Here is a 23,073-nt window from a genome sequence, read left to right on the forward strand (position 1 = left end):
AAATGAAAAAAAGCCTGCTTGGTTTAACCTTCGCTTCCTTGATGTTCTCTGCCGGTTCAGCGGTTGCCGCCGATTACAAAATTGACAAAGAAGGTCAGCACGCCTTTGTTAACTTCCGCATCCAGCATCTTGGCTATAGCTGGTTATATGGCACCTTTAAAGATTTCGACGGTACTTTTACCTTTGATGAAAAAAATCCAGCTGCCGATAAAGTGAATGTGACAATTAACACCACCAGCGTCGATACTAATCACACCGAACGCGATAAACATCTTCGCAGTGCGGATTTCCTCAATACCGCAAAATATCCACAGGCAACATTCACCTCCACCAGCGTGAAGAAAGACGGTGACGAACTGGATATTACCGGCGATCTGACGCTGAATGGTGTAACCAAGCCCGTCACACTGGAAGCGAAATTAATTGGTCAGGGTGACGACCCGTGGGGCGGTAAACGTGCAGGCTTTGAGGCCGAAGGCAAAATTAAGCTCAAAGACTTCAATATCAAGACAGATTTAGGTCCAGCGTCTCAGGAAGTGGATCTGATTATTTCAGTGGAAGGCGTACAGCAGAAGTAAGAGTGAAATGTTGCCGGATGGCACGCATCCGGCAATGATATTTATTCTGTTGGATCAGGAATGCCCAGTGTTGTATTCAGACGTCCACGAGACTTATTAAAGATCTTATTGCCATTTTCACGTCCTGCCCGACGACGTCGCTGTTCATCTGGCGGTAACGCGCTTTCTTCGCAGCAAATCTCACTACAACAACCTTTGTATTTTTCCGCACATACTGGACACTGAATAAACAGCAGATGGCAGCCATCATTTTTACAGTTGGTATGGCTGTCGCACGGCGCACCGCACTGGTGGCAGTGCGCGATAATCTCATCAGATATACGTTCGCCCATCCGCTCGTCAAAAACAAAATTTTTGCCAATAAAACGCACCGGCAAGCCCTGATCGCGCGCCTTACGGGCGTATTCAATAATTCCGCCCTCGATATGCCAGACTTTGTTGAATCCGTTATGTTTCATCCAGGCACTGGCCTTTTCACAACGAATGCCGCCGGTGCAGTACATGACGATTTTTTTATCTTTATGTGCCTGCATCATCTCAACTGCTTTTGGCAGCTGCTCACGGAAGGTATCTGCCGGTATTTCCAGCGCGTTTTCAAAGTGCCCCACTTCATACTCATAGTGGTTACGCATGTCGATAAACAATGCATCGGGATCGTCAAGCATGGCGTTCACTTCCGCTGCTTGCAGATACTCACCAACATTGCTGGCATCAAAGTGAGGATCGTCAATACCGTCGGCAACAATGCGATCGCGTACCTTCATACGCAGTACCCAGAAGGATTTCCCGTCATCATCCAACGCGATATTCAGGCGTAAACCCTCTAAAGCCGGGTCGAAGGCATAGAGCTGCGCGCGAAATGTTTCAACATTGCTCGCAGGTACGCTGATTTGCGCGTTAATGCCCTCATGCGCCAGATACACTCGCCCAAAAACATTCAGCGCGGTAAACAGTTGATATAAAGCGTCACGGGTCACCTTAGGATCGGCAATGTGGAAATACTTATAAAACGAAATGGTGGTTCGCGGTTCGCTCTCAGCCAACATTTTGGCTTTTAACGCGTCGTTGGAAATGCGGTTGTGTAACACTGGCATGGTGTACGGTTCCTGCGAGATGGGAAAGTAAAAATCCGCGGCATGATATAGCAATTATCGATAATTAACATCCACACATTTTACGCTACATTTTAGCATTAAAAATTATTTGTTATTTACAAGCGCGGCAATTTCGCCCAGTCTTCAGTCACAAATTTTGGTTGCGGACGAAAAAATGCGACAATACATACAATTGCCCGTATAGGTTGAAAAACAGGATTGATATGACGAATCTACCCAAGTTCTCCACCGCACTGCTTCATCCGCGTTATTGGTTAACCTGGTTGGGTATTGGCGTACTTTGGTTGGTCGTGCAATTGCCCTACCCGGTTATCTACCGCCTCGGTTGTGGATTAGGAAAACTGGCGTTACGTTTTATGAAACGACGCGCAAAAATTGTGCATCGCAACCTGGAACTGTGCTTCCCGGAAATGAGCGAACAAGAACGCCGTAAAATGGTGGTGAAGAATTTCGAATCCGTTGGCATGGGCCTGATGGAAACCGGCATGGCGTGGTTCTGGCCGGACCGCCGAATCGCCCGCTGGACGGAAGTGATCGGCATGGAACACATTCGTGACGTGCAGGCGCAAAAACGCGGCATCCTGTTAGTTGGCATCCATTTTCTGACACTGGAGCTGGGTGCGCGGCAGTTTGGTATGCAGGAACCGGGGATTGGCGTTTACCGCCCGAACGATAATCCACTGATTGACTGGCTACAAACCTGGGGCCGTTTGCGCTCAAATAAATCGATGCTCGACCGCAAAGATTTAAAAGGCATGATTAAAGCCCTGAAAAAAGGCGAAGTGGTCTGGTACGCACCGGATCATGATTACGGCCCGCGCTCAAGCGTTTTCGTCCCGTTGTTTGCCGTTGAGCAGGCTGCGACCACGACCGGAACCTGGATGCTGGCACGGATGTCCGGCGCATGTCTGGTGCCCTTCGTTCCACGCCGTAAGCCAGATGGCAAAGGGTATCAGTTGATTATACTGCCGCCAGAGTGTTCTCCGCCGCTGGATGATGCCGAAACTACCGCCGCGTGGATGAACAAAGTGGTCGAAAAATGCATCATGATGGCACCAGAGCAGTATATGTGGTTACACCGTCGCTTTAAAACACGCCCGGAAGGCGTTCCTTCACGCTATTAAATCTTCCATGCTGGATGCTTCAGAATGGCATCCGGCATTACCACAGAAAATCCCCCTGATTTAGCGATAAAAGCTCTCTGGATTGCGCCCCCTGGAAGTCGGGCGCATAATTAGTGTGCTTATCTTTTCTTCTTATGTTCACCGCGCCTGGCGCACCAACAGCGGATTGCTATGTCACCCTGTGAAAATGACACCCCTATAAACTGGAAACGAAACCTGATCGTCGCCTGGCTAGGCTGTTTTCTTACCGGTGCCGCCTTCAGCCTGGTAATGCCCTTCTTACCCCTCTACGTTGAGCAGCTTGGCGTTACCGGCCACTCCGCCCTGAATATGTGGTCCGGTATTGTCTTCAGCATTACATTTTTATTTTCGGCCATCGCCTCACCGTTTTGGGGTGGACTCGCCGACCGTAAAGGCCGAAAAATCATGCTATTACGCTCTGCTCTCGGCATGGGCATCGTGATGGTGTTGATGGGACTGGCACAAAATATCTGGCAGTTTTTGATCCTGCGGGCGCTTCTTGGTTTACTTGGCGGATTTGTCCCCAACGCTAATGCTCTTATCGCCACACAAGTACCGCGTAATAAAAGCGGCTGGGCGCTGGGTACGCTCTCCACAGGCGGCGTTAGCGGCGCGTTGCTCGGCCCAATGGCTGGCGGTTTGCTCGCCGATAGCTACGGCTTACGTCCGGTATTCTTTATTACCGCCAGTGTGCTCATACTCTGCTTTTTCGTCACCCTGTTTTGCATCAGAGAAAAATTCCAGCCGGTCAGCAAAAAAGAGATGCTGCATATGCGGGAAGTGGTGACATCACTTAAAAACCCGAAACTGGTACTCAGCCTGTTTGTCACCACGTTAATCATCCAGGTGGCGACGGGCTCAATTGCCCCCATTCTGACGCTGTATGTCCGCGAACTGGCGGGTAACGTCAGTAACGTCGCCTTTATCAGTGGCATGATCGCCTCGGTGCCAGGCGTGGCGGCTCTGCTAAGTGCACCACGACTCGGCAAACTTGGCGATCGAATCGGCCCCGAAAAGATCCTGATTACGGCGCTGATCTTTTCTGTACTGCTGTTGATCCCAATGTCTTACGTTCAGACGCCATTACAACTTGGGATTTTACGTTTTTTGCTCGGTGCCGCCGATGGTGCACTACTCCCCGCCGTACAGACACTATTAGTTTATAACTCGAGCAACCAGATCGCCGGGCGTATCTTCAGCTATAACCAATCGTTTCGTGATATTGGCAACGTTACCGGACCATTGATGGGAGCAGCGATTTCAGCGAACTACGGTTTCAGGGCGGTATTTCTCGTCACCGCTGGCGTAGTGTTATTCAACGCAGTCTATTCATGGAACAGTCTACGTCGTCGTCGAATCCCCCAGATATCGAACTGATTTTTCGCCTTTCATACTTGCAAAAGCGGAGAATCAGCTATCCTTTTCCCTGAAACCTCATCAACTCAAAGGGAGAATCGTGATGACCATGTACGCAACGCTTGAAGAAGCCATTGACGCTGCACGCGAAGAATTTCTTGCAGACAACCCCGGCATCGACGCCGAAAACGCGAATGTGCAACAGTTCAATGCCCAAAAATACGTTTTGCAGGACGGCGACATCATGTGGCAAGTTGAGTTTTTTGCCGACGAAGGGGAAGAAGGTGAATGTTTACCCATGCTTAGCGGTGAAGCTGCGCAAAGTGTCTTTGACGGCGACTATGATGAGATTGAGATCCGCCAGGAGTGGCAAGATGAGAATACATTACATGAATGGGACGAGGGGGAATTTCAGCTTGAGCCACCGCTGGATACCGAGGAAGGACGCACTGCAGCTGATGAGTGGGATGAACGTTAATCACTCATACGGGCCATGATGTATGTCGATCGGCAGCAGTAAAGTATCGAAAACCAGGGAGAATGGCAGATCAAGGATCGTGACGTAACGCCAGGCGGAGTCACGCACGTCCCATTGCACACCGGGATAATATTGGTTGCCATGCCCCTGCCCCGGTAAAGTGCGACTAATGATGCTGCCACAGCCACTCAGCAAGGTCACCATTATGCTCATCACAATTAAACGCATTTGATACCTCTTCCGTAAAAAATACCGGCATAACGCCGGTATTTTTATTGGCTCGTTGTTTTTGCCGGATGCGGCGTGAACGCTTTACCCGACCTACAAAATCTTGCAAAATCAATAAATTGCAGGAACGATGTAGGCCTGATAAGCGTAGCGCATCAGGCAACTACGTTTTTATTGCGAAGCCGCATCCGGTTTACGTAATGCCAGTGGATTGAGCTTTATCCCTTCGTAATAACTCACCCATGAGGAATATCTCTCCGGGGAATTCCAGACGCGGAAATGCAGACGGGCCATCGTCACCGGATCGCTTAGCAGCACCAGGCGACGATCGCGATTCAGCTTCTCTGGCGTCTCGTTCAGCGCCTGTTCAACGTGGCGGTCACGGGCGATTTCCAGCACCTTGCTGGCGCGGTGACGCGCGGTCGCCATTGCGGTTGCCAGAGCGTTAAATGACGGGTTAAACACCGCGTGCATAAAACCATCATCAAGGGAGCGTTGACGATTCATCTCAAGGAACCGATCGGTATCAACCAGCACCTGCGGCGGTGAATACTCTTCCGGGATCAGGAACAGTTTCCAGCGTTTGGTTCGCAGACCAACGGTGGCACGGCTGGAAATCACCGAAACAAACGGTGACAGGATCAACGAGAAGACAATCGGTGCCAGCCAGAACAGAAAACGCAGATCCAACCACGCCATACCAACTGCCCACACTAACCCTAACAGCAGCTGTGAGCCGTGGCGTTTGAACGCTTCACCCCAGGAAGTGGAGTCATCATCACGCTGCGGTGAATTCCACACCACTTCCCAGCCAAGGAACGCGCTGACGACGAAGACCGTATGGAACAACATGCGTACGGGAGCCAGCAGCACGGAAAACAGCACTTCCAGCAGCAACGATAATGTAACGCGCCAGAAGCCGCCGTATTCTTTCGTTCCTTTGCACCAGATAAGCAAAATGCTCAATAGCTTCGGCAGGAACAACAGCACCATGGTCGAAGCAAAAAGTGCAATCGCCAGCTCAGGACGCCACTGCGGCCATACCGGGAACAACTGCCGTGGTTGCAGGAAGTATTGCGGTTCGGTCAACGCATGTACTACCTGCAATGCAGTAGAGAGCGCGAGGAACATAAACCACAGCGGAGCGGAGAGATAAGACATCACGCCCGTCAGGAACACCGCACGGTGAACCGGGTGCATACCCTTCACCAGGAACAGACGGAAGTTCATCAGGTTACCGTGGCACCAGCGGCGGTCACGTTTTAGCTCATCAAGCAAGTTAGGCGGCAATTCTTCATAAGAACCCGGGAGATCGTAAGCAATCCAGACCCCCCAACCTGCACGGCGCATCAACGCCGCTTCCACGAAGTCATGTGACAGGATTGAACCGGCAAAAGAACCTTCGCCCGGCAGCGGAGCCAGTGCACAGTGCTCGATAAACGGTTTCACGCGGATAATCGCGTTATGCCCCCAGTAGTGCGACTCGCCAAGTTGCCAGAAGTGCAAACCGGCTGTAAACAGTGGCCCATACACGCGGGTCGCGAACTGCTGGCAGCGCGCATACAGCGTATCCATGCCGGACGCTTTCGGTGACGACTGAATGATCCCGGCGTTCGGGTTGGCTTCCATCAGGCGCACCAGGCCGCACAAACAATCACCGGTCATTACCGAGTCAGCATCCAGCACCACCATGTAGCTGTACTGGCTGCCCCAACGACGGCAGAAGTCATCGATATTACCGCTTTTACGCTTCACGCGACGGCGGCGGCGGCGATAGAAAATCTGACCTTCGCCACCGACTTCAGCGATAAGCTCCATCCAGGCTTTTTGCTCTGCGACGCAGATATCCGGGTTATAACTGTCACTCAGAATGTAGACATCAAAGTGTTTGGCATTCCCGGTGGCTTTTACTGATTCCCACGTTGCACGCAAGCCAGCAAAAACACGGTTCACGTCTTCGTTACAGATAGGCATGATCAACGCCGTGCGATGCTCCGGGTTTAATGGTTCATCGCCAACTGTTGACGCAGATATACTGTATTTATCGCGACCAATAAGCAGTTGCAGGAAGCCCATCAACGCCGTCCAGAATCCGGCGGACACCCAACAGAACAGTACCGCAAAGAGGATCAGGATACCGGTTTGCAGCATATAAGGCAGAAGCTGCATAAAGGAAACCCACACATCCTGACCAACCATATCCATAGGATTAATCAGCGCCCACCCCTGATAAGGAAGAATGGTCTTCATATACCAGGTCGCGACAACAGTTTGCGCGAGCGTCAGGATCAACAGAATGTAACGGCGGATGGTACCGACAGTACGCCACTTTTGCTCGCTCTCCTGCTCTTCTTTGGTCAAACGAGCCAGATAGCGCGGCGTCACATCGCGTCCACGCAGGCGATCCCAGAAACGGCCTACCGGGTTGGTACGCCACGGGTCGGGAAACATCGAGGAGCGTTTTGCTTCTGGCATCGCCTTTAGCTGATCGCGCCCTTCGTCGTCTTTGATTAACTGTCCATCAGCAAGTGAATCTGGCCAGGCTTGTTCCAGACGCGCCTTTACCGAGCCTTGCGGGGAGTCATCCTCCCGCGCCCAGGTGCGGTGTTCGGCATCCAGCGCCTGATGAACGGCGCGGATATCAGTCTTCGGCAATGCCGCTTTCTCGCTTGCGGCGATGGGCATTGCGTCAATGTACTCAGTTGTCTTATTCATTGGCAGGTAACTGGTAGCTCCAGGTTTCACTCAACGTCTGATCGGCATTCACCAGCGCAGCACGCATTTCAGTGGTTTTCTTGGCATCTTTCACTTTCACACGCATCACCAGACGCCAACCTTTGGTAACCGGGTTATAGCGCACCGTGCTTTCAACTATCTCACCATTATCACCAATGCTGGTTTGCGCTGTGACCGGGGTATCCTCTGGCAGTTTTTTCATCTCAGCGCCGGTAAAATCGACCACAAAGGCGATAGTACCGTCAGGCTGGCGAATCAGGTTCGACTGCTTCACATCCCCCGTTGAACGACGCGTTTGTTGCACCCATGCGTTATCTGGCGCATGCAGTTTGTCTTCATCACGGCTGAAGGTGATGGTGTATTTAAAGTTCATCTCTTTACCCGGCTCCGGCAACTGATCCGGCGTCCAGTAAGCGACGATGTTATCGTTGGTTTCATCGTTGGTTGGAATTTCCACCAGCTCAACGCTGCCTTTGCCCCACTCCCCTTTCGGAGTCACCCATGCGCTTGGACGAAGATCGTAACGATCATCGAGATCTTCAAAGCGGGAGAAATCACGACCACGCTGCAATAGACCGAAGCCTTGCGGGTTTTCCATCGAGAAGCTGCTGACCGCTAAATGTTTCGGGTTATTCAACGGACGCCAGATCCATTCGCCATTACCAGCATGGATAGACAGACCGTTAGAGTCGTGCAACTCCGGACGATAGTTATTTGCAGGCGACGGTTGGTTCGGCCCAAACAGGAACATACTGGTTAACGGTGCAACCCCCAGTTTGCCGACTTTATCGCGCAGATAGATTTTCGACTGCACATCCACAACCGTGTCACGTCCTGGCATAACTACGAATTTGTAAGCACCTGTCGCGCGCGGCGAGTCAAGCAATGCATAAATGGTTAAACGTTTATCAGTCGGTTTTGGACGCTCGATCCAGAACTCTTTGAAGCGTGGAAATTCTTCACCCGATGGCAAGGCGGTATCAATTGCCAGGCCGCGTGCAGAAAGGCCATAAACCTGACCTGCACCAATCACGCGGAAATAGCTGGCCCCGAGCATGCTGACGATTTCATCGTTTTTATCTTTGCTGTTGATCGGGTAAAGCACTTTGAAACCGGCAAAACCAAGGTCTTTTACCGTGTCTTTGTCATGCTGAACATCGCCGAAAGTGAAATAATCCGGGCTGTATTTGATTCGTTTGACTGCGGTGGCAGTCACTTCATTTATTTTGACCGGGGTATCGAAGTACATACCCTGATGGTAGAACTCGAGTTTGAATGGGGTCTTCAGATTGTTCCAGTACGCTTTGTCATGATTAAACTGGATCTGCTGATAGTCCGCGTATTTCATATCGCGGAAAACGGAGGGCAAGTTGCTTTTGGGCGCCTCATAGCCTTTCCCGGCTAAGGATTGAGCTTGCTTTGCGACATCATCAATACTGAAAGCCCAGCTTGAAGATGTATACAGGGTTAACATTACTGCAGCACTCAACCAACGCATTTTCATCATTTGTAGTTTATGTTTCATAATTAGTAAGCACTTCCCCCTTTGTGTGCTTATATCGATCCGATCTATTTTAATGGATAACCAGCCATTCCGACAACAGAATCCCGGTATCGTTCAGCACACTGGCTCATGGATTAAGCACCTGATTGCAACCGTTTTCACTTTCCGTGCTTCTCCTAAAGACAGAAGCATCGACTTCGTGTAGGGTTTGCCAGCAAATTTATTTATCAACCGTCTTACAGACGCTTCCATTCTGGTTAGTGGTAGCGATGATGCTATGCATAAAAACCTTGAAGCCTGCGCCTGGCGCGGTCAGGTCGGTGTCGCTATGGCAACAAGCCTAAAGGCATAACCCGACAGGGATAAGACGAAAAATCCGAGATTAGTTAACCATATATGAATCCAGTACCCGCGCAACGTGAATATTTCCTCGACTCTATCCGCGCCTGGCTGATGTTGTTAGGGATCCCTTTTCATATTTCTTTAATCTATTCGAGCCATACATGGCATGTGAATAGCGCCGAACCGTCATTGTGGCTGACCCTTTTTAATGACTTCATCCACTCGTTCCGCATGCAGGTGTTTTTCGTTATATCCGGGTACTTTTCCTACATGCTTTTTTTACGCTATCCCTTGAAAAAATGGTGGAAAGTACGTGTCGAACGTGTAGGGATCCCGATGTTAACAGCCATCCCCTTACTGACATTGCCGCAATTTATTATGCTGCAATACGTCAAAGGGAAAGCGGAAAGTTGGCCTGGGCTGTCATTGTATGACAAATATAATACGTTGGCCTGGGAATTAATATCACACCTGTGGTTTTTACTGGTGTTAGTGGTCATGACGACGCTGTGCGTATGGATATTTAAACGCATCAGAAATAATTTAGAAAATTCTGATAAAACGAATAAAAAATTCTCGATGGTAAAATTATCGGTGATTTTTTTGTGCCTCGGCATCGGTTATGCGGTAATAAGAAGAACGATTTTTATTGTGTATCCACCCATTCTGAGTAACGGCATGTTCAATTTTATTGTCATGCAAACGTTATTTTATTTGCCGTTCTTTATCCTCGGCGCACTGGCTTTCATTTTCCCTCATCTTAAAGCCTTGTTTACCACGCCGTCTCGTGGCTGTACCCTTGCAGCAGCATTGGCGTTTGTCGCTTATTTACTCAACCAGCGCTATGGCAGTGGCGATGCCTGGATGTATGAAACCGAGTCGGTGATCACTATGGTCCTCGGTCTGTGGATGGTGAATGTGGTCTTCTCCTTTGGCCACCGTTTGCTTAACTTCCAGTCAGCGCGGGTGACTTATTTTGTTAACGCATCGCTGTTTATCTATCTGGTTCACCACCCGTTAACGCTGTTTTTCGGCGCATACATTACACCACACATCACCTCCAACTGGCTTGGTTTTCTCTGTGGCCTGATATTCGTAGTAGGGATTGCGATAATTCTGTATGAAATTCATTTACGCATCCCATTATTGAAGTTTTTGTTCTCTGGTAAACCGGTTGTTAAGCGTGAGAACGATAAAGCACCAGCCCGTTAAGCCGCGTTTACAATAACCATTCCACGGGCAATATCGACGCCAGTTTGACCATAACCCGCTTCCAGAAACTGGTGGCGGGTTCTTTTTTGAGAATAATCTCTTTCTTTGAATGACGATCAACCCAGTTGATCCGTCCCCACCTGTCCAGACGGAGCTGCCAGGCCGCATCATACTGGCTCTGAATAAAGCGTTTATCAATTAACTGTGCCAGCGTTTCGCTCTCTATCACGAAGCCCATTTCAGTATTGAGCAACGTTGAACGCGGATCGAAATTGAAAGAGCCGATAAACACCGTTTTACCATCGATACTAAAGGTTTTAGCATGCAGGCTGGCCCCTGAATTACCGGTTATGCCGCGATCGTGTAACGTACTACTTTGTTCACGCGTCGGCTTGAGTTCATATAATTCCACCCCATAGCGGAGCAATTTTTTGCGCCAGCGCGCGTATCCTGCATGGACGACAGCAACATCGTTAGCGGCAAGAGAATTGGTTAGGATCGCAATCTTTACCCCTTTTCTCACCATCCGTAAGAGTTGCGCCACACCTGCACGTGTCGGTACAAAATAGGAAGAGATAATATCGATGCGTTCACTGGGTGAGCCCATGATATCGAACAGGCGCTGCGGTAACAGTGAATGCCGTTTTGCCTTGCCCTCCCCTTTCGCCGGATCATCACTTAATAAACGTGTTTTCGCCCAGATAAGCGACAACGTTCCATCAACCAGATGATTTATAAACGGACTGGATTCCATTTTGCGTAAATAACGATGCGTCATGGCATCGTCATGCCAGGATGCCGGTAACTCGATGCGATCCGCCATTTCACCTTCCGGGACATCCAGCACCTGCTGTAAGGGGGAAACCGATTTGCAATACCAATAGCGGGCGAAATCATCGGCAACGTCCTCTACCACGGGTCCTATTGCCATGACATCTAAATCCGAAAAAAGTGGCTCTTCCCCTGCACCAAAATAGGCATCACCAATATTTCGTCCTCCCACCAGCGTCACCACGCCATCGACAGTGAAACTTTTATTGTGCATACGGCGATTGAGACGGGAAAAGTCGGTGATATAACCAAGCGGACGTAGCAAGCGAAACGAGAAAGGATTAAAAAGCCGGACTTCAATGCGTGGATGGCTGTCAAGCAAGCGTAAAATGTTATCAAGTCCGGGCGTATTGTTGTCGTCCAGCAACAAACGTACGCGAACGCCACGCTTTGCTGCGGCTAACAGGGCGGAAAACAGTAACCGACCCGACATATCGTCCTGCCAGATGTAATACTGAACATCCAGTGTATGCTCTGCCATTTCAGCCAGACGATACCGGGCGGCAAACGCATCCAGACTTTTCTCCAGAGGAAAAAGTCCACACTGACCGGGATGTTGCGAACACAGTGGCAGCACCGCGCTCGCCAGCTGAGGCAAATCATTCATCTCCTTGTTGGGTAAGGAGTCTTTCGTAGAGGTGGGCGTTTTCTTCATCATAACAGACAAAGTATACCTGTTCGGGTAAAGCGTGACGGGTAATAAATTCTGAAACGGTTTTTACTGCGATTTCAGCCGCTGCCGCACGGGGGTAACCATAAACCCCAGTACTGATTGCAGGAAAAGCCACTGACGTATAGCTGTTTGCCGCCACCAGTCGTAGGCTATTGAGATAGGCATCCTGCAAAAGCTGGTCTTCGTTTTGTTCACCACCACGCCAGACTGGCCCGACGGTGTGCACTACGGCTTTAGCGGGAAGATCGCCTGCAAGCGTAATAACGGCATGCCCCGTAGGGCAATCGCCCTGCTGCTGCCTGACTTTTAAACAGGCATCCAGCAGGGCCGGACCCGCTGCGCGATGAATGGCCCCATCGACGCCGCCGCCTCCCATTAATGACGGATTAGCCGCATTCACAATCACATCAACGGCCAGTTTAGTAATATCACCCTGCACAACATGAATACGCGTTTTCATAACGCCTCCTTACACCTTCTTGTTTCCTAAGTGTACAGCAGGCTTTTTGGTTAAATCGCATTTTTCTGCTCAGCAACGTGAGTTGTTCAGAAACTTAGTTATATTCGATGTTCATTACAGCCAGCTTTTTCTGTTTATCAAGATACTGCACTTTTACTGAGGCTATTTGCGCGTTTTTAACATTGCCGCTCATTAACGCTTTGCTGGAATAGGTTTTACGCGGAACAGAACCATTCTGTGGGCAGTTCATTTCTACGGGTGATGACTGGGTGCTGACGTCACATGCCGGTTCCACAATTTGGCCATAAAAATGGATCACGCCCCCTTGCGCGCTGCTTCCTGCAATGGCAATAAAAGGAAAAAACAAACTGCCGAGCATAAGAGAGTTTAAAAAAGGTCTGAACATTTATTCTATTTCCTCAATGATTAATCATCCTTGAGGGTTGTGTTATCCATACTTTCAGGTTGGCTGATTCGCAGCAGACCATTCTCTCCAGGTTCATCTTATGCTCGATATTTCAACAAATTAAGACTTTTCTGAAGAGGGCAGCCATTGTTGTGATAAATGAAGTGACTGTCCATCAGAAACAGTAACAACTATTTTCACCCGATCGTCCGGGGAAATATTTAAACTCAACTTCGTCAAAGCAATGGGTTGATTAGCAGGCAATGAGAGGGTCTTTTCTTGCTTCGTCTGACTTTGCCCTGAACTGCCTTCGCGCAGGGACAATATTTGTACTCTGCACAGACAAGATTGAGTAAGAGTGACTTCAGGAATAATGGTGTACATATCCCCTTGCTGGGTCGTATTAAAGGTTATCTGACTGGAAAGTGCCGCAAGGAGTAATAACGCATTCATATTCTTCTCCCGAAAAAAAACAGGGCTTGCGCCCTGTTTCTTTCATACTGATGATGTATTAGTACTGATGAGCGGTCGCGTTGTTACCAAAGCCAACCTGAGTGACGTTAACGCTGGAGTTAGATGCAGTCTGGTCAACAGCAGCACCGTTACCGCCACCGAACTGTTTAACAGTCATAGTAGAATCTTTACCATTCCACTGATCAAGAGTAGCGCTGTTGCCGAAACCACGCTGAGTCAGATCGATTGAGCTGTCATCAGAACCTTGGCCCACATCTGCGCCATTACCGCCGCCGTGCTGGGTAATGGTCAGATCAGAGTTACGGGCGTCAGCTTGCAGAGCAAGAGCAGAGTTACCGCCACCGTACTGGTAAATATTCAGCTCTGAATTCGGACCGCTGTTATTACCGCCACCACCGTGGTTGCCACCGCCGCCGCCGTACTGAGGAACAACACCTGCCAGAGCGCTACCGGAGAATACGATTGCTGCAATTGCTGCTACTTTTAAAAGTTTCATGTAAAACCCCCATCGGATTGATTTAAAAGTCGAATGGAAATTAACGTTGTGTCACGCGAATAGCCATTTGCGACTGTCTCTGCACTACAATTGCCGTTTTTTGAGTACCATACTGTGTAATATTTGCTTTATTACCAGAACCTTTCTGGATAATCATCGCAGTATTACCATAAGCACCTTGCGAAATACTGGCATCGTTGGCACTGCCCGCCTGATCAATATATGCAAGGTTATAATCTCCTGTCTGATCAATCTTTGCCCGGTTGCTACTACCTTCTTGCGCAACAACCGTCAAAAGTTTTGAGCCTCCCTGCCGTAACTGAGCACTATTATTAGTCCCAGCTTGACCAATTATGGCTGCCTGATTAAATGAAGACTTACTCAATTCATTTACCGCAAAGTTATATTCTGAATTAGCTAAATCATAACCTGCTGCGGCTGCAATCCCAGGCGCACCCAGTATTGTTAACATCATAAATAACAATTTGTTTTTCATGTTGTCACCCTGGACCTGGTCGTACATTTAAGAAATTAAATCATTTCAACTTGGTTGTTAACGCAACCTGTATTTTGTTAACGCTGCGTTACGATGGAAAGTATGTCTGCGGAAATATTTTTAATAACTCACCCGCACGTTGTATTTTTCTTTTTTTGTTCATACCAAAGTATTAAAACCCACGTAAATACGCTGTTATCTACGCAAAAATATTTTGTTTTCTTTTAAATCTCCGTTTTCCGCTATCAAAAATCACCAGACAGTCATTCTTCTTGCCCGTCGCTGATTGCTGCGATATGTCTTGCGCACAAGCCGTGACAAACCTCGTCTTTTTGCAGTAAAAAATTGTCCACGGTGGTATGGAGAAAAAACAAGAACGTTTTTCATGACGAAAGGACTACAGCGAAATATTTTTTATATGCATTATTAGTAAGTTAGCACCATTTGTATGATTTTTTAAAATTGTGCAATAAAAACCAAATGTACAACTTTTCTATCATTTATAAACTTAATAAAACCTTAAGGTTAACATTTTAATATAACGAGTTACATTTAGTTACATGTTTAACACTTGATTTAAGATTTGTAATGGCTAGATTGAAATCAGATGTAATCCATTAGTTTTATATTTTACCCATTTAGGGCTGATTTATTACTACACACAGCAGTGCAACATCTGTCAGTACTTCTGGTGCTTCTATTTTAGAGGCAGCTGTCAGGTGTGCGATCAATAAAAAAAGCGGGGTTTCATCATGTTTAATGAAGTCCATAGTATTCATGGTCATACATTATTGTTGATCACTAAACCTTCTTTGCAGGCGACAGCTCTCTTGCAGCACCTTAAACAATCGCTGGCAATTACAGGAAAATTACATAATATTCAACGTTCTCTGGACGATATATCTTCAGGCTCTATTATTCTTCTGGATATGATGGAAGCGGATAAAAAGCTTATCCATTATTGGCAGGATACTTTGAGCAGGAAAAACAACAATATCAAAATATTGTTGCTAAATACGCCTGAAGATTACCCGTACCGCGACATTGAAAACTGGCCTCATATCAACGGCGTTTTTTATGCCATGGAGGATCAAGAACGTGTTGTCAATGGGTTGCAAGGCGTCCTGCGCGGCGAATGCTACTTTACGCAAAAGCTTGCCAGTTACCTGATTACGCATTCAGGTAACTATCGTTATAACAGCACGGAATCAGCCCTCCTTACTCATCGGGAAAAAGAGATCCTGAATAAGCTGCGTATCGGCGCGTCTAATAACGAGATCGCTCGTTCGTTGTTCATCAGCGAAAATACGGTTAAAACGCATCTTTATAATCTTTTCAAGAAGATAGCCGTAAAAAACCGGACACAAGCGGTTTCCTGGGCAAACGATAACCTCAGGCGATAAAGCCATGAAACGTTATTTACGCTGGATTGTGGCGGCAGAATTTCTGTTCGCCGCAGGGAATCTTCACGCCGTTGAGGTAGAAGTCCCGGGATTGTTAACTGACCATACTGTTTCATCTATTGGCCATGATTTTTACCGAGCCTTTAGTGATAAATGGGAAAGTGACTATACGGGTAACTTAACGATTAATGAAAGGCCCAGTGCACGATGGGGAAGCTGGATCACAATAACGGTGAATCAGGACGTTATTTTCCAGACTTTTTTATTTCCGTTGAAAAGAGACTTCGAGAAAACTGTCGTCTTTGCACTGATTCAAACTGAAGAAGCACTAAATCGTCGCCAGATAAACCAGGCGTTATTAAGTACGGGCGATTTGGCGCATGATGAATTTTAAATAAAAAATTGTTCGGAGGCTGCAATGCGTGTCAAACATGCAGTAGTTCTACTCATGCTTATTTCGCCATTAAGTTGGGCTGGAACCATGACTTTCCAGTTCCGTAATCCAAACTTTGGTGGTAACCCAAATAATGGCGCTTTTTTGTTAAATAGCGCTCAGGCCCAAAACTCTTATAAAGATCCGAGCTATAACGATGACTTTGGTATTGAAACGCCCTCGGCGTTAGATAACTTTACTCAGGCCATCCAGTCACAAATTTTGGGTGGGCTACTGTCGAATATTAATACCGGTAAACCGGGCCGCATGGTGACCAACGATTATATTGTTGATATTGCTAACCGCGATGGTCAATTGCAGTTGAACGTGACAGATCGTAAAACCGGACAAACCTCGACCATCCAGGTTTCGGGTTTACAAAATAACTCAACCGATTTTTAAGCCCCAGCTTCATAAGGAAAATAATCATGCAGCGCTTATTTCTTTTGGTTGCCGTCATGTTACTGAGCGGATGCTTAACCGCCCCGCCTAAAGAAGCCGCCAGACCGACATTAATGCCTCGTGCTCAGAGCTACAAAGATTTGACCCATCTGCCAGCGCCGACGGGTAAGATCTTTGTTTCGGTATACAACATTCAGGACGAAACCGGGCAATTTAAACCCTACCCGGCAAGTAACTTCTCCACTGCTGTTCCGCAAAGCGCCACGGCAATGCTGGTCACGGCATTGAAAGATTCTCGCTGGTTTATACCGCTGGAGCGCCAGGGCTTACAAAATCTGCTTAACGAGCGCAAGATTATTCGTGCGGCACAAGAAAACGGCACGGTTGCCATTAATAACCGAATCCCGCTGCAATCTTTAACGGCGGCAAATATCATGGTTGAAGGTTCAATTATCGGTTATGAAAGCAACGTTAAATCGGGCGGTGTTGGGGCAAGATATTTTGGGATCGGTGCAGACACGCAATACCAGCTTGATCAGATTGCCGTGAACCTGCGTGTCGTCAATGTGAGTACCGGTGAGATCCTCTCCTCGGTGAACACCAGTAAGACGATACTTTCCTATGAAGTTCAGGCCGGGGTTTTCCGCTTTATTGACTACCAGCGCTTGCTGGAAGGGGAAGTGGGTTACACCTCGAACGAACCCGTTATGCTGTGCCTGATGTCGGCTATCGAAACAGGGGTCATTTTCCTGATTAATGATGGTATTGACCGTGGTCTGTGGGATTTGCAGAACAAAGCAGAACGGCAGAATGACATTCTGGTGAAATACCGCCATATGTCGGTTCCACCGGAATCCTGATAGATAAAAATGCCGGAATTAATAATCCGGCATTTTACTGTTTAAGCGAAAGCGTGAGTGCCCCTCACGCTTTATTTTTGATTTGCTGCTCACGGTGAGCGGTCTTCGTACTACGCGCCGCCAGCCACAGGCCGCTGTTTTTCATTGCGTAACCAAATATCAACCCGAGCGCCAGCGAAGGTAACACCAGTTTCCAGTCACCCTGCCCGGCAAACGTCGCGCATGCGCCTATAAACGTTCCCGGAACAAATGAAAGCAGCAGCTGTTTGGCCTGAATACACATCAGAAACGCGACAATACCGGTTATGACATAACCGAGAATTTCCAGATGTGGTGCCAGTGCACTACCGTAAATAATGACCATCGCCCACACCACGCCACTAAGCAGGGTTGCAGCGGAGATCGCCAGCCCTTTCAGCCCACCTTGCGGGCAGGCAAAGTAGGCCGTACAGCCCAGGAAGCCCGCCCAGCTTAGTAAGCCCAGGGAAACAGCCACCCATCCCCAGATACCGGAGAGAATGCCTGTTGTGATTGCAATAGAGAGAAGTATGTTCATGCCGCGCATGATAGCAGAAAACGCGGCCATGAATGAGATCGAGCACACATTTTATGCAACAACAAATTATCTGTTGCAGTTATGAGTGATGCAGATCACATTTACTCTTCAGAATCTTCTTCCAGCTCGTCCCACATTGCACTAATAGCATCGCGGGTTAGCGGTGCCATGGTGCGCCAGAAAGGCGTAGTTGCATGGGCCTCCACTTTGCCAAGGAACGCACCACACCAGGGTAACAGATACTCACTGAACAGTGTTTCCAGTGCTTCGCTCTCATCTTCCGTTGACTGATCTTCCAGCCAGGAAGCCGCGAGCAGCAATGTGCCGATGTGATCGGCTGGCGTATCCGCTAATGGCATCCCCCGTTCGGAAAGAAAAGCGCGCACTTCCGCTTCCGTCGCGCCCTCAACCCATGCGCTACGATATGGCGGCACAGCACATTCATCGCCGATAAACAACGCATTGTAATCGGCAGAGACTTGCGCCATATCACAGCTTTTCTGTAAACGCGTCAGTAACTCATCCTGCTCCAGTGGCCAGTTCGCAGCCAGTTTCCCCTCACGAATCAGGGTAAACAGCGGCACCAGTAAAGGATCTTGCGGTTGGCGGTAATAGAGCGAACCCAGCACACGACAGAGGATAGAAAACTCGTTCATTAATATATTTCCATTACTAGTAATTAAAGGTCTGCAAATTCCGCAATCGGTGCCATACCGCGAGATTCAAGGAAGTTCAGTAAGCGGCGCGGAGAAACATTCAAAATGCGCTCTGGCGGAAAATCTACCGCGTCGAGGATTTTAAGACACTCTTCAAATTCACCCATGGTAAACGCGGTGTGAGAATCCGAGCCTAATGCCACCCAACCTCCAGCGTCACGTACCGCTGCGGCTACCGCACGACAATTGTCTTCACTTCCCTTACGTGAGTGTAAAAAAGAGGAATTATTGATTTCCAGCGCCACCTGATGTTTCGCGGCTGCTTCAGCAACGGCTTTAACATCTATTTCATATTTCGGATTTCCGGGATGGCTTATTATATGCACATTGCCGCTGGCGATAGTGGCGATCATCGCTTGCGTATTGGTCGCTTTGTCATGCGGCGCAAACACCGGCTCATGAAAACCGGCAATAATCAGATCCAGCGAATCAAACATTTTGCCACTGCAGTCAATTTCACCGTCAACATTTTTAATGTTAGCTTCGATGCCGCGTAGGATCCCAACCCCATCAACCACTCGCGGCCAGATACGCATGTTAATGAAGTGCCAGTGATGCGGCGCATCTTCCATATCCGGGCCATGATCGGTGATCGCAAAAAGTTTAATGCCCTTTTGTTTGGCCTGGGCAATGTAATCACTCAATGTGCTATATGCATGCGTGCTGGCAACGGTATGCATATGAAGGTCGACGGGATACATAACTCTCTCCTGTATTCAATTCCCGCCAAGGATAGCAGGAAACCAGATGCTTTATTAGTAGCCGCGTGCGCGGTCGACTTGCCCGCAGAGCCTCTCCCCTTTTTCGAGCTGGGCAATGGTGCGAGAAATGTACTCCACAGCTTCAGCTGGACGGGTAATCGCGGCGACATGTGGTGTTATCGTCACGCGTGGATGTTGCCAGAGCAGACTTTCCGGCGGTAAGGGTTCACGATTAAAAACATCCAACATTGCGCCTTTAACTTTCCCGCTATCCAGCGCCGCGAGCAGGTCATCTTCCACGACATGAACACCACGCGCCAGGTTGAGGAGATACGCGCCATCCGGTAATTTTTCGATTAATTGTTGATTAATAATGCCGACGGTTTCAGGGGTATTCGGTAACAGATTAATCAATACCCGGCATTGGCTCAGAAATGCAGACAGTTCTTCTCGTCCGGCAAAGCTTTGCACGCCAGGCCACGATTTACGGGTTCGACTCCAGCAACGCAGCGGGAAGCGCCAGGTTTGCAGACTCTGTGCAACTTTACTGCCCAGTACGCCTGCGCCCAAAATGCCGATGGTAAAATCTTCCCGATGATATTCAGGAAGCGGTTGCCAATGCGAACTATTTTGCTGGATGCGGTAATCGTCAAAACGTCGAAACCAATGCAGCACCTGACTGACAGCATATTCCTGCATTTGCTCGCCCATACCGGTATCTTCCAGGCGAAAAAGTGGAACAGAAGGCTTCAGCATTTCAGGGTGTGCCTGTAGCTTGCTCAAAATAGAATCAACACCGGCCCCGAGTGCGAACACCGCTTTAAGATCGCGCCCTGCCAGCATTTCAACTGGAGGATGCCAGACTAAAGCATAATCAGCAGAGTCATTATCTCCGCTTTTCCATGCTCTGACTCTTGCCTGAGGAATAGCTTTGCGCAGTGCCTCAATCCACCATTGGGTATCGAACGTTGGGTGATAAAAGATGATGTCCATACTGACTCCCGAAAAGCGTTGCGCAAAATTTATTCGCACTTATCGTTATGATCTACAAAGGCCACCAGCATAACAAATCCGTGGTCGGTGGCAAAAAAAGCAGATTTCGCTTATTAAAACTGCATATTGATTGAAGTTTGAATAAACGCGCGATTTTTTAAAAAAGTTTGTTGACCTCAGGTCATGATTTCCCTAAATTAGCGCCCGTTCCAGCAAGACAGGAACAACAATTTGGTGAGGTGTCCGAGTGGCTGAAGGAGCACGCCTGGAAAGTGTGTATACGGCAACGTATCGGGGGTTCGAATCCCCCCCTCACCGCCAGATTACAAGCGCATGTTATTGTTTAACATGCGCTTTTTTATTTATCCTTCCAGACAGTATGCCACCGGGTATGCCATCTGAAACCGGTTTATATGCCCCACGATCATATCTTATCGGACAATTTCCGAGCTTTGAGCATACTGGCAAAGCTATACTGCCAGCATGTCAGGATAGTGTTCTTGCGATAATATCATTCAGTCTGTCAACCAGTTCTGGCTTCCTGAACGTGATGTGCGCAGAGCCCTTCTTAAAGTATTTAATAATGAACATCTCATCTTCATAGCATTCTTTTCCCTGAAGAGACCGGATGTGATCGTCCAGATGAATAGTTATGTTTTCCCTGTTGTCGGGGATCGGTTTGCCGCTGAACAGATGCAGCATTCTTTCCAGGTCGGCAAGTCTATCTGCCTGTTGCCCGGTGATAAGATGCAATCCCCACCGGTCCCACCTCACCAGATTGTTGACGATAATTTTATTGCCAAATTTACAGGGGCAATTGGTTTTGTAATTCCAGCTCAACCCTCTGAAGAGGTTGATCACTCCTCGCTCAAACACTTCATCCTTATTCTGGTGTAGCTGCTCAAACGTACTCAGAATATTCTCTTCACTGATTTCCGGAAAATTATCGTACTCCAGTGATCGGTACCATGTATCACGGGTCTGCGCATCCATTAATGACAGCATCCCGGAGCGTTGCATCAGGTCACGCCAGATTTCACGGTCAAGGTTGCGGGTAATGGCTTTCATTGCGGTTTCCGGTTTCTCAGTCAGCCAGCAACCACAGCGAAAATCCTGTTTCATGGCCCAGTCCAGTGCGGTTTTACCGCCAATACTTTCTGTCATTGATGAGATTTCAGCCAGTTGCCGGATAAGTGTGTCGATTTGCAGCAGTGTACTCTTTCGTACAGCCAGAATGTGGCGGATACTGGTTGAGCAGATAACGTCCGTATGCCCGTTGACCACTTCCGGACGGGAGACTGTGATTGCAGACATAATCGATATTCCTTTTCGCAGATAAATGAAAACGCCAGCCCTGTTCAGGCTGGCGTCAGTGGAATGAAGTATGGTGAGTGAGACTCACCGGTTTTGTTGCAGAAACTGCAGTTGGCGCAGGATACGGATATCCTCCCTAGCCTGTTCAATACAGGGCAACAGTGCTGCCGAATCCGTTTTATCCTCATCGTTGTCGAAGATAATCCCTGATTCGCAGTCAATATTGTCCTGCAGCCACGCAATCAGAATATCCAGCGCCGTTTCTGTGGTTAATAATTTCATCCAGTGTCTTTTGTCCTGATTACCAGTCGAAAGTGGGTAAACCCGGCAGACATTCTGCGCCGGCGTCCAGATGAATGAGACTGACGCCATAACGCCGGGTGAGAGTGACGACCAGACGACGGAACGTTCTTGACAGGCCCAGGCGTTTAAGCCGCAGAACCGGGTATGACCACGCATCGGTACGTAACAGATATCCGCTGCCTGTAAAATGAATCCATTCTGATTCGCCGGTGTCATTCGTCTGATGCGACAGCGAGTACAGCCAGGCGTTGTCTGTTTCCGTGATATGCGCGGTACTACAGCGTATACCGCTCAGGGCAGCAGAGGGGGGGGTGCTGTCTGTTGAGGTCCGGTCAGATTCATCAACAACACGAAGGGAGTAGCCATTATCGCAGACCACGTTAATCAGTTCGGCAAGCTCAACACCATCGACGTCAACGACAATTCGCCCCATGTTCAGTGCCTGTACGTTAACGCTGTCAGCTTCCAGCGTCAGGGCCAGTTTCATCGTTTTGCCTCCGGATGCTTGCCCTGGGTAATGTTATTTACCATTCTGTAATTGTTCCGGGTCATCAGGCCGGTCGCCCTGCGAGCCCGGAGAATATCAATGCTGTTGATTAACTGCGACGGGGCTCCTGCGCTGAATCCCGGCTGGTCGGTACGTACCAGCGCGTATTTTTCAACGAGAAAGTTCACCGCGTCACACAGTGAAATCCCTGCCTCAATATGCTGCTCAATCACACGTTCATCAGCGAACGGTGTGTCATTCAGCGTGAGGCCATAGTGCTGGTCCAGCAGTCGGGTGAGCAGTGTCTGCCAGATGGTGACGGGAGACGGGCAGCGCGATGCCGCCCGTACGTGTGTGTCGGGTAATGTTTTCATA

At 48.6% G+C, this 23,073-nt stretch carries 26 protein-coding genes, 1 tRNA gene and 1 pseudogene; 10 read left to right on the forward strand and 18 right to left on the reverse strand.

The window, feature by feature from the left end:
• Positions 1 to 2: 2 nt before the first annotated feature.
• Entirely contained in the window at positions 3 to 578 is a 576-nt protein-coding gene (locus HBM92_RS14835; RefSeq protein WP_000749270.1) for a YceI family protein, read from the forward strand.
• A 41-nt stretch (positions 579 to 619) separates the two neighbouring features.
• On the opposite strand, the gene HBM92_RS14840 is transcribed toward HBM92_RS14835, so the two are convergent.
• The gene (locus HBM92_RS14840) at positions 620 to 1,672 is read right to left on the reverse strand and encodes a rhodanese-related sulfurtransferase (protein WP_001298360.1); all 1,053 of its coding nucleotides are present in this window, start codon (positions 1,670 to 1,672) and stop codon (positions 620 to 622) included.
• Positions 1,673 to 1,896: 224 nt separating this feature from the next.
• On the opposite strand from HBM92_RS14840, the gene lpxL reads away from it, so the two are divergent.
• From lpxL to HBM92_RS14855, 3 genes are all read left to right on the forward strand, one after another.
• A complete protein-coding gene (lpxL, locus tag HBM92_RS14845; protein WP_001295958.1) occupies positions 1,897 to 2,817 on the forward strand; it encodes a kdo(2)-lipid IV(A) lauroyltransferase in 921 nt (306 codons plus the stop codon).
• A gap of 171 nt (positions 2,818 to 2,988) precedes the next feature.
• The gene (gene mdtG, locus HBM92_RS14850; protein ID WP_000074159.1) at positions 2,989 to 4,215 is read left to right on the forward strand and encodes a multidrug efflux MFS transporter MdtG; all 1,227 of its coding nucleotides are present in this window, start codon (positions 2,989 to 2,991) and stop codon (positions 4,213 to 4,215) included.
• Between the two features lie 82 nt (positions 4,216 to 4,297).
• On the forward strand, positions 4,298 to 4,672 hold the full coding sequence (locus tag HBM92_RS14855) for a MysB family protein (protein WP_001295957.1): 375 nt from the start codon (positions 4,298 to 4,300) through the stop codon (positions 4,670 to 4,672).
• Here HBM92_RS14855 and HBM92_RS14860 read toward each other — a convergent pair whose 3' ends face one another.
• The 3 genes from HBM92_RS14860 to mdoG all read right to left on the reverse strand — a co-directional run bounded on the left by HBM92_RS14860 (position 4,673) and on the right by mdoG (position 9,143).
• Positions 4,673 to 4,900 carry a YceK/YidQ family lipoprotein gene (locus tag HBM92_RS14860; RefSeq protein WP_001237187.1) on the reverse strand — a complete coding sequence of 76 codons (228 nt, stop codon included), beginning with the start codon at positions 4,898 to 4,900 and terminating at the stop codon, positions 4,673 to 4,675.
• Between the two features lie 171 nt (positions 4,901 to 5,071).
• Positions 5,072 to 7,615 carry a glucans biosynthesis glucosyltransferase MdoH gene (gene mdoH, locus HBM92_RS14865; protein WP_001304473.1) on the reverse strand — a complete coding sequence of 848 codons (2,544 nt, stop codon included), beginning with the start codon at positions 7,613 to 7,615 and terminating at the stop codon, positions 5,072 to 5,074.
• Entirely contained in the window at positions 7,608 to 9,143 is a 1,536-nt protein-coding gene (mdoG, locus tag HBM92_RS14870; RefSeq protein WP_001300662.1) for a glucans biosynthesis protein MdoG, read from the reverse strand. The genes mdoH and mdoG overlap by 8 nt, the downstream gene beginning before the upstream one ends.
• 393 nt (positions 9,144 to 9,536) lie before the next feature.
• Here mdoG and mdoC point away from each other — a divergent pair, with 393 nt between their 5' ends.
• Positions 9,537 to 10,694, forward strand: a complete 1,158-nt coding sequence (gene mdoC / locus HBM92_RS14875) for a glucans biosynthesis protein MdoC (RefSeq protein ID WP_001070350.1) — start codon at positions 9,537 to 9,539, stop codon at positions 10,692 to 10,694.
• A gap of 7 nt (positions 10,695 to 10,701) precedes the next feature.
• Here the strand turns inward: mdoC and clsC are convergent, their stop codons facing one another.
• The 6 genes from clsC to csgB form a co-directional block, all read right to left on the reverse strand.
• Positions 10,702 to 12,183: a cardiolipin synthase ClsC gene (clsC, locus tag HBM92_RS14880; RefSeq protein ID WP_001518539.1), complete on the reverse strand. Its 1,482-nt coding sequence runs from the start codon at positions 12,181 to 12,183 to the stop codon at positions 10,702 to 10,704.
• Positions 12,125 to 12,658: an O-acetyl-ADP-ribose deacetylase gene (gene ymdB, locus HBM92_RS14885; RefSeq protein ID WP_000857405.1), complete on the reverse strand. Its 534-nt coding sequence runs from the start codon at positions 12,656 to 12,658 to the stop codon at positions 12,125 to 12,127. The genes clsC and ymdB overlap by 59 nt, the downstream gene beginning before the upstream one ends.
• A gap of 94 nt (positions 12,659 to 12,752) precedes the next feature.
• Positions 12,753 to 13,064: a protein YmdA gene (gene ymdA, locus HBM92_RS14890; RefSeq protein WP_000489574.1), complete on the reverse strand. Its 312-nt coding sequence runs from the start codon at positions 13,062 to 13,064 to the stop codon at positions 12,753 to 12,755.
• Between the two features lie 120 nt (positions 13,065 to 13,184).
• Positions 13,185 to 13,517, reverse strand: coding sequence for a curli assembly chaperone CsgC (csgC, locus tag HBM92_RS14895; protein WP_000992817.1), 333 nt, complete (start codon positions 13,515 to 13,517; stop codon positions 13,185 to 13,187).
• Between the two features lie 58 nt (positions 13,518 to 13,575).
• On the reverse strand, positions 13,576 to 14,034 hold the full coding sequence (csgA, locus tag HBM92_RS14900; protein WP_000771429.1) for a curli major subunit CsgA: 459 nt from the start codon (positions 14,032 to 14,034) through the stop codon (positions 13,576 to 13,578).
• Positions 14,035 to 14,074: 40 nt separating this feature from the next.
• Entirely contained in the window at positions 14,075 to 14,530 is a 456-nt protein-coding gene (gene csgB, locus HBM92_RS14905) for a curli minor subunit CsgB (RefSeq protein ID WP_001443228.1), read from the reverse strand.
• Positions 14,531 to 15,282: 752 nt separating this feature from the next.
• On the opposite strand from csgB, the gene csgD reads away from it, so the two are divergent.
• Genes csgD through csgG form a run of 4 tightly spaced genes read left to right on the forward strand, consistent with a single transcriptional unit; the run spans position 15,283 to position 17,628 of the window.
• Positions 15,283 to 15,933 (forward strand): biofilm master transcriptional regulator CsgD, encoded by a 651-nt coding sequence (csgD, locus tag HBM92_RS14910; protein WP_000481500.1) that lies wholly within the window; start codon positions 15,283 to 15,285, stop codon positions 15,931 to 15,933.
• A 4-nt stretch (positions 15,934 to 15,937) separates the two neighbouring features.
• Positions 15,938 to 16,327, forward strand: coding sequence for a curli production assembly/transport protein CsgE (gene csgE, locus HBM92_RS14915; protein ID WP_000833288.1), 390 nt, complete (start codon positions 15,938 to 15,940; stop codon positions 16,325 to 16,327).
• A gap of 24 nt (positions 16,328 to 16,351) precedes the next feature.
• Positions 16,352 to 16,768 (forward strand): curli production assembly/transport protein CsgF, encoded by a 417-nt coding sequence (csgF, locus tag HBM92_RS14920; protein WP_001264088.1) that lies wholly within the window; start codon positions 16,352 to 16,354, stop codon positions 16,766 to 16,768.
• Between the two features lie 26 nt (positions 16,769 to 16,794).
• Positions 16,795 to 17,628: a curli production assembly/transport protein CsgG gene (gene csgG, locus HBM92_RS14925; RefSeq protein ID WP_001189321.1), complete on the forward strand. Its 834-nt coding sequence runs from the start codon at positions 16,795 to 16,797 to the stop codon at positions 17,626 to 17,628.
• 64 nt (positions 17,629 to 17,692) lie between these two features.
• Here csgG and HBM92_RS14930 read toward each other — a convergent pair whose 3' ends face one another.
• The 4 genes from HBM92_RS14930 to ghrA form a co-directional block, all read right to left on the reverse strand.
• Complete coding sequence (locus tag HBM92_RS14930) at positions 17,693 to 18,184, reverse strand: DUF1097 domain-containing protein (protein WP_001308552.1); 492 nt, start codon at positions 18,182 to 18,184, stop codon at positions 17,693 to 17,695.
• A gap of 101 nt (positions 18,185 to 18,285) precedes the next feature.
• Entirely contained in the window at positions 18,286 to 18,840 is a 555-nt protein-coding gene (ycdY, locus tag HBM92_RS14935; RefSeq protein WP_001001909.1) for a molecular chaperone YcdY, read from the reverse strand.
• 23 nt (positions 18,841 to 18,863) lie between these two features.
• The gene (gene ycdX, locus HBM92_RS14940; protein ID WP_000283664.1) at positions 18,864 to 19,601 is read right to left on the reverse strand and encodes a zinc-binding phosphatase; all 738 of its coding nucleotides are present in this window, start codon (positions 19,599 to 19,601) and stop codon (positions 18,864 to 18,866) included.
• 54 nt (positions 19,602 to 19,655) lie between these two features.
• A complete protein-coding gene (ghrA, locus tag HBM92_RS14945; RefSeq protein WP_000351287.1) occupies positions 19,656 to 20,594 on the reverse strand; it encodes a glyoxylate/hydroxypyruvate reductase GhrA in 939 nt (312 codons plus the stop codon).
• Positions 20,595 to 20,827: 233 nt separating this feature from the next.
• Between ghrA and HBM92_RS14950 the strand changes: the two genes are divergently transcribed.
• Positions 20,828 to 20,915 (forward strand) — tRNA-Ser (locus HBM92_RS14950).
• Positions 20,916 to 21,064: 149 nt separating this feature from the next.
• Here the strand turns inward: HBM92_RS14950 and HBM92_RS14955 are convergent.
• The 4 genes and pseudogenes from HBM92_RS14955 to HBM92_RS14970 all read right to left on the reverse strand — a co-directional run bounded on the left by HBM92_RS14955 (position 21,065) and on the right by HBM92_RS14970 (position 23,072).
• Positions 21,065 to 21,908: pseudogene (locus HBM92_RS14955) on the reverse strand (DUF4942 domain-containing protein).
• Between the two features lie 84 nt (positions 21,909 to 21,992).
• Positions 21,993 to 22,190 (reverse strand): DUF957 domain-containing protein, encoded by a 198-nt coding sequence (locus HBM92_RS14960; protein ID WP_000772027.1) that lies wholly within the window; start codon positions 22,188 to 22,190, stop codon positions 21,993 to 21,995.
• Between the two features lie 19 nt (positions 22,191 to 22,209).
• Complete coding sequence (locus HBM92_RS14965; protein ID WP_021515268.1) at positions 22,210 to 22,698, reverse strand: DUF5983 family protein; 489 nt, start codon at positions 22,696 to 22,698, stop codon at positions 22,210 to 22,212.
• On the reverse strand, positions 22,695 to 23,072 hold the full coding sequence (locus HBM92_RS14970) for a TA system toxin CbtA family protein (RefSeq protein ID WP_000854689.1): 378 nt from the start codon (positions 23,070 to 23,072) through the stop codon (positions 22,695 to 22,697). The genes HBM92_RS14965 and HBM92_RS14970 overlap by 4 nt, the downstream gene beginning before the upstream one ends.
• Position 23,073 lies beyond the last annotated feature (1 nt).

The organism is Escherichia sp. E.sYA108 (assembly GCF_011754335.1).
Lineage (GTDB): Bacteria > Pseudomonadota > Gammaproteobacteria > Enterobacterales > Enterobacteriaceae > Escherichia > Escherichia coli.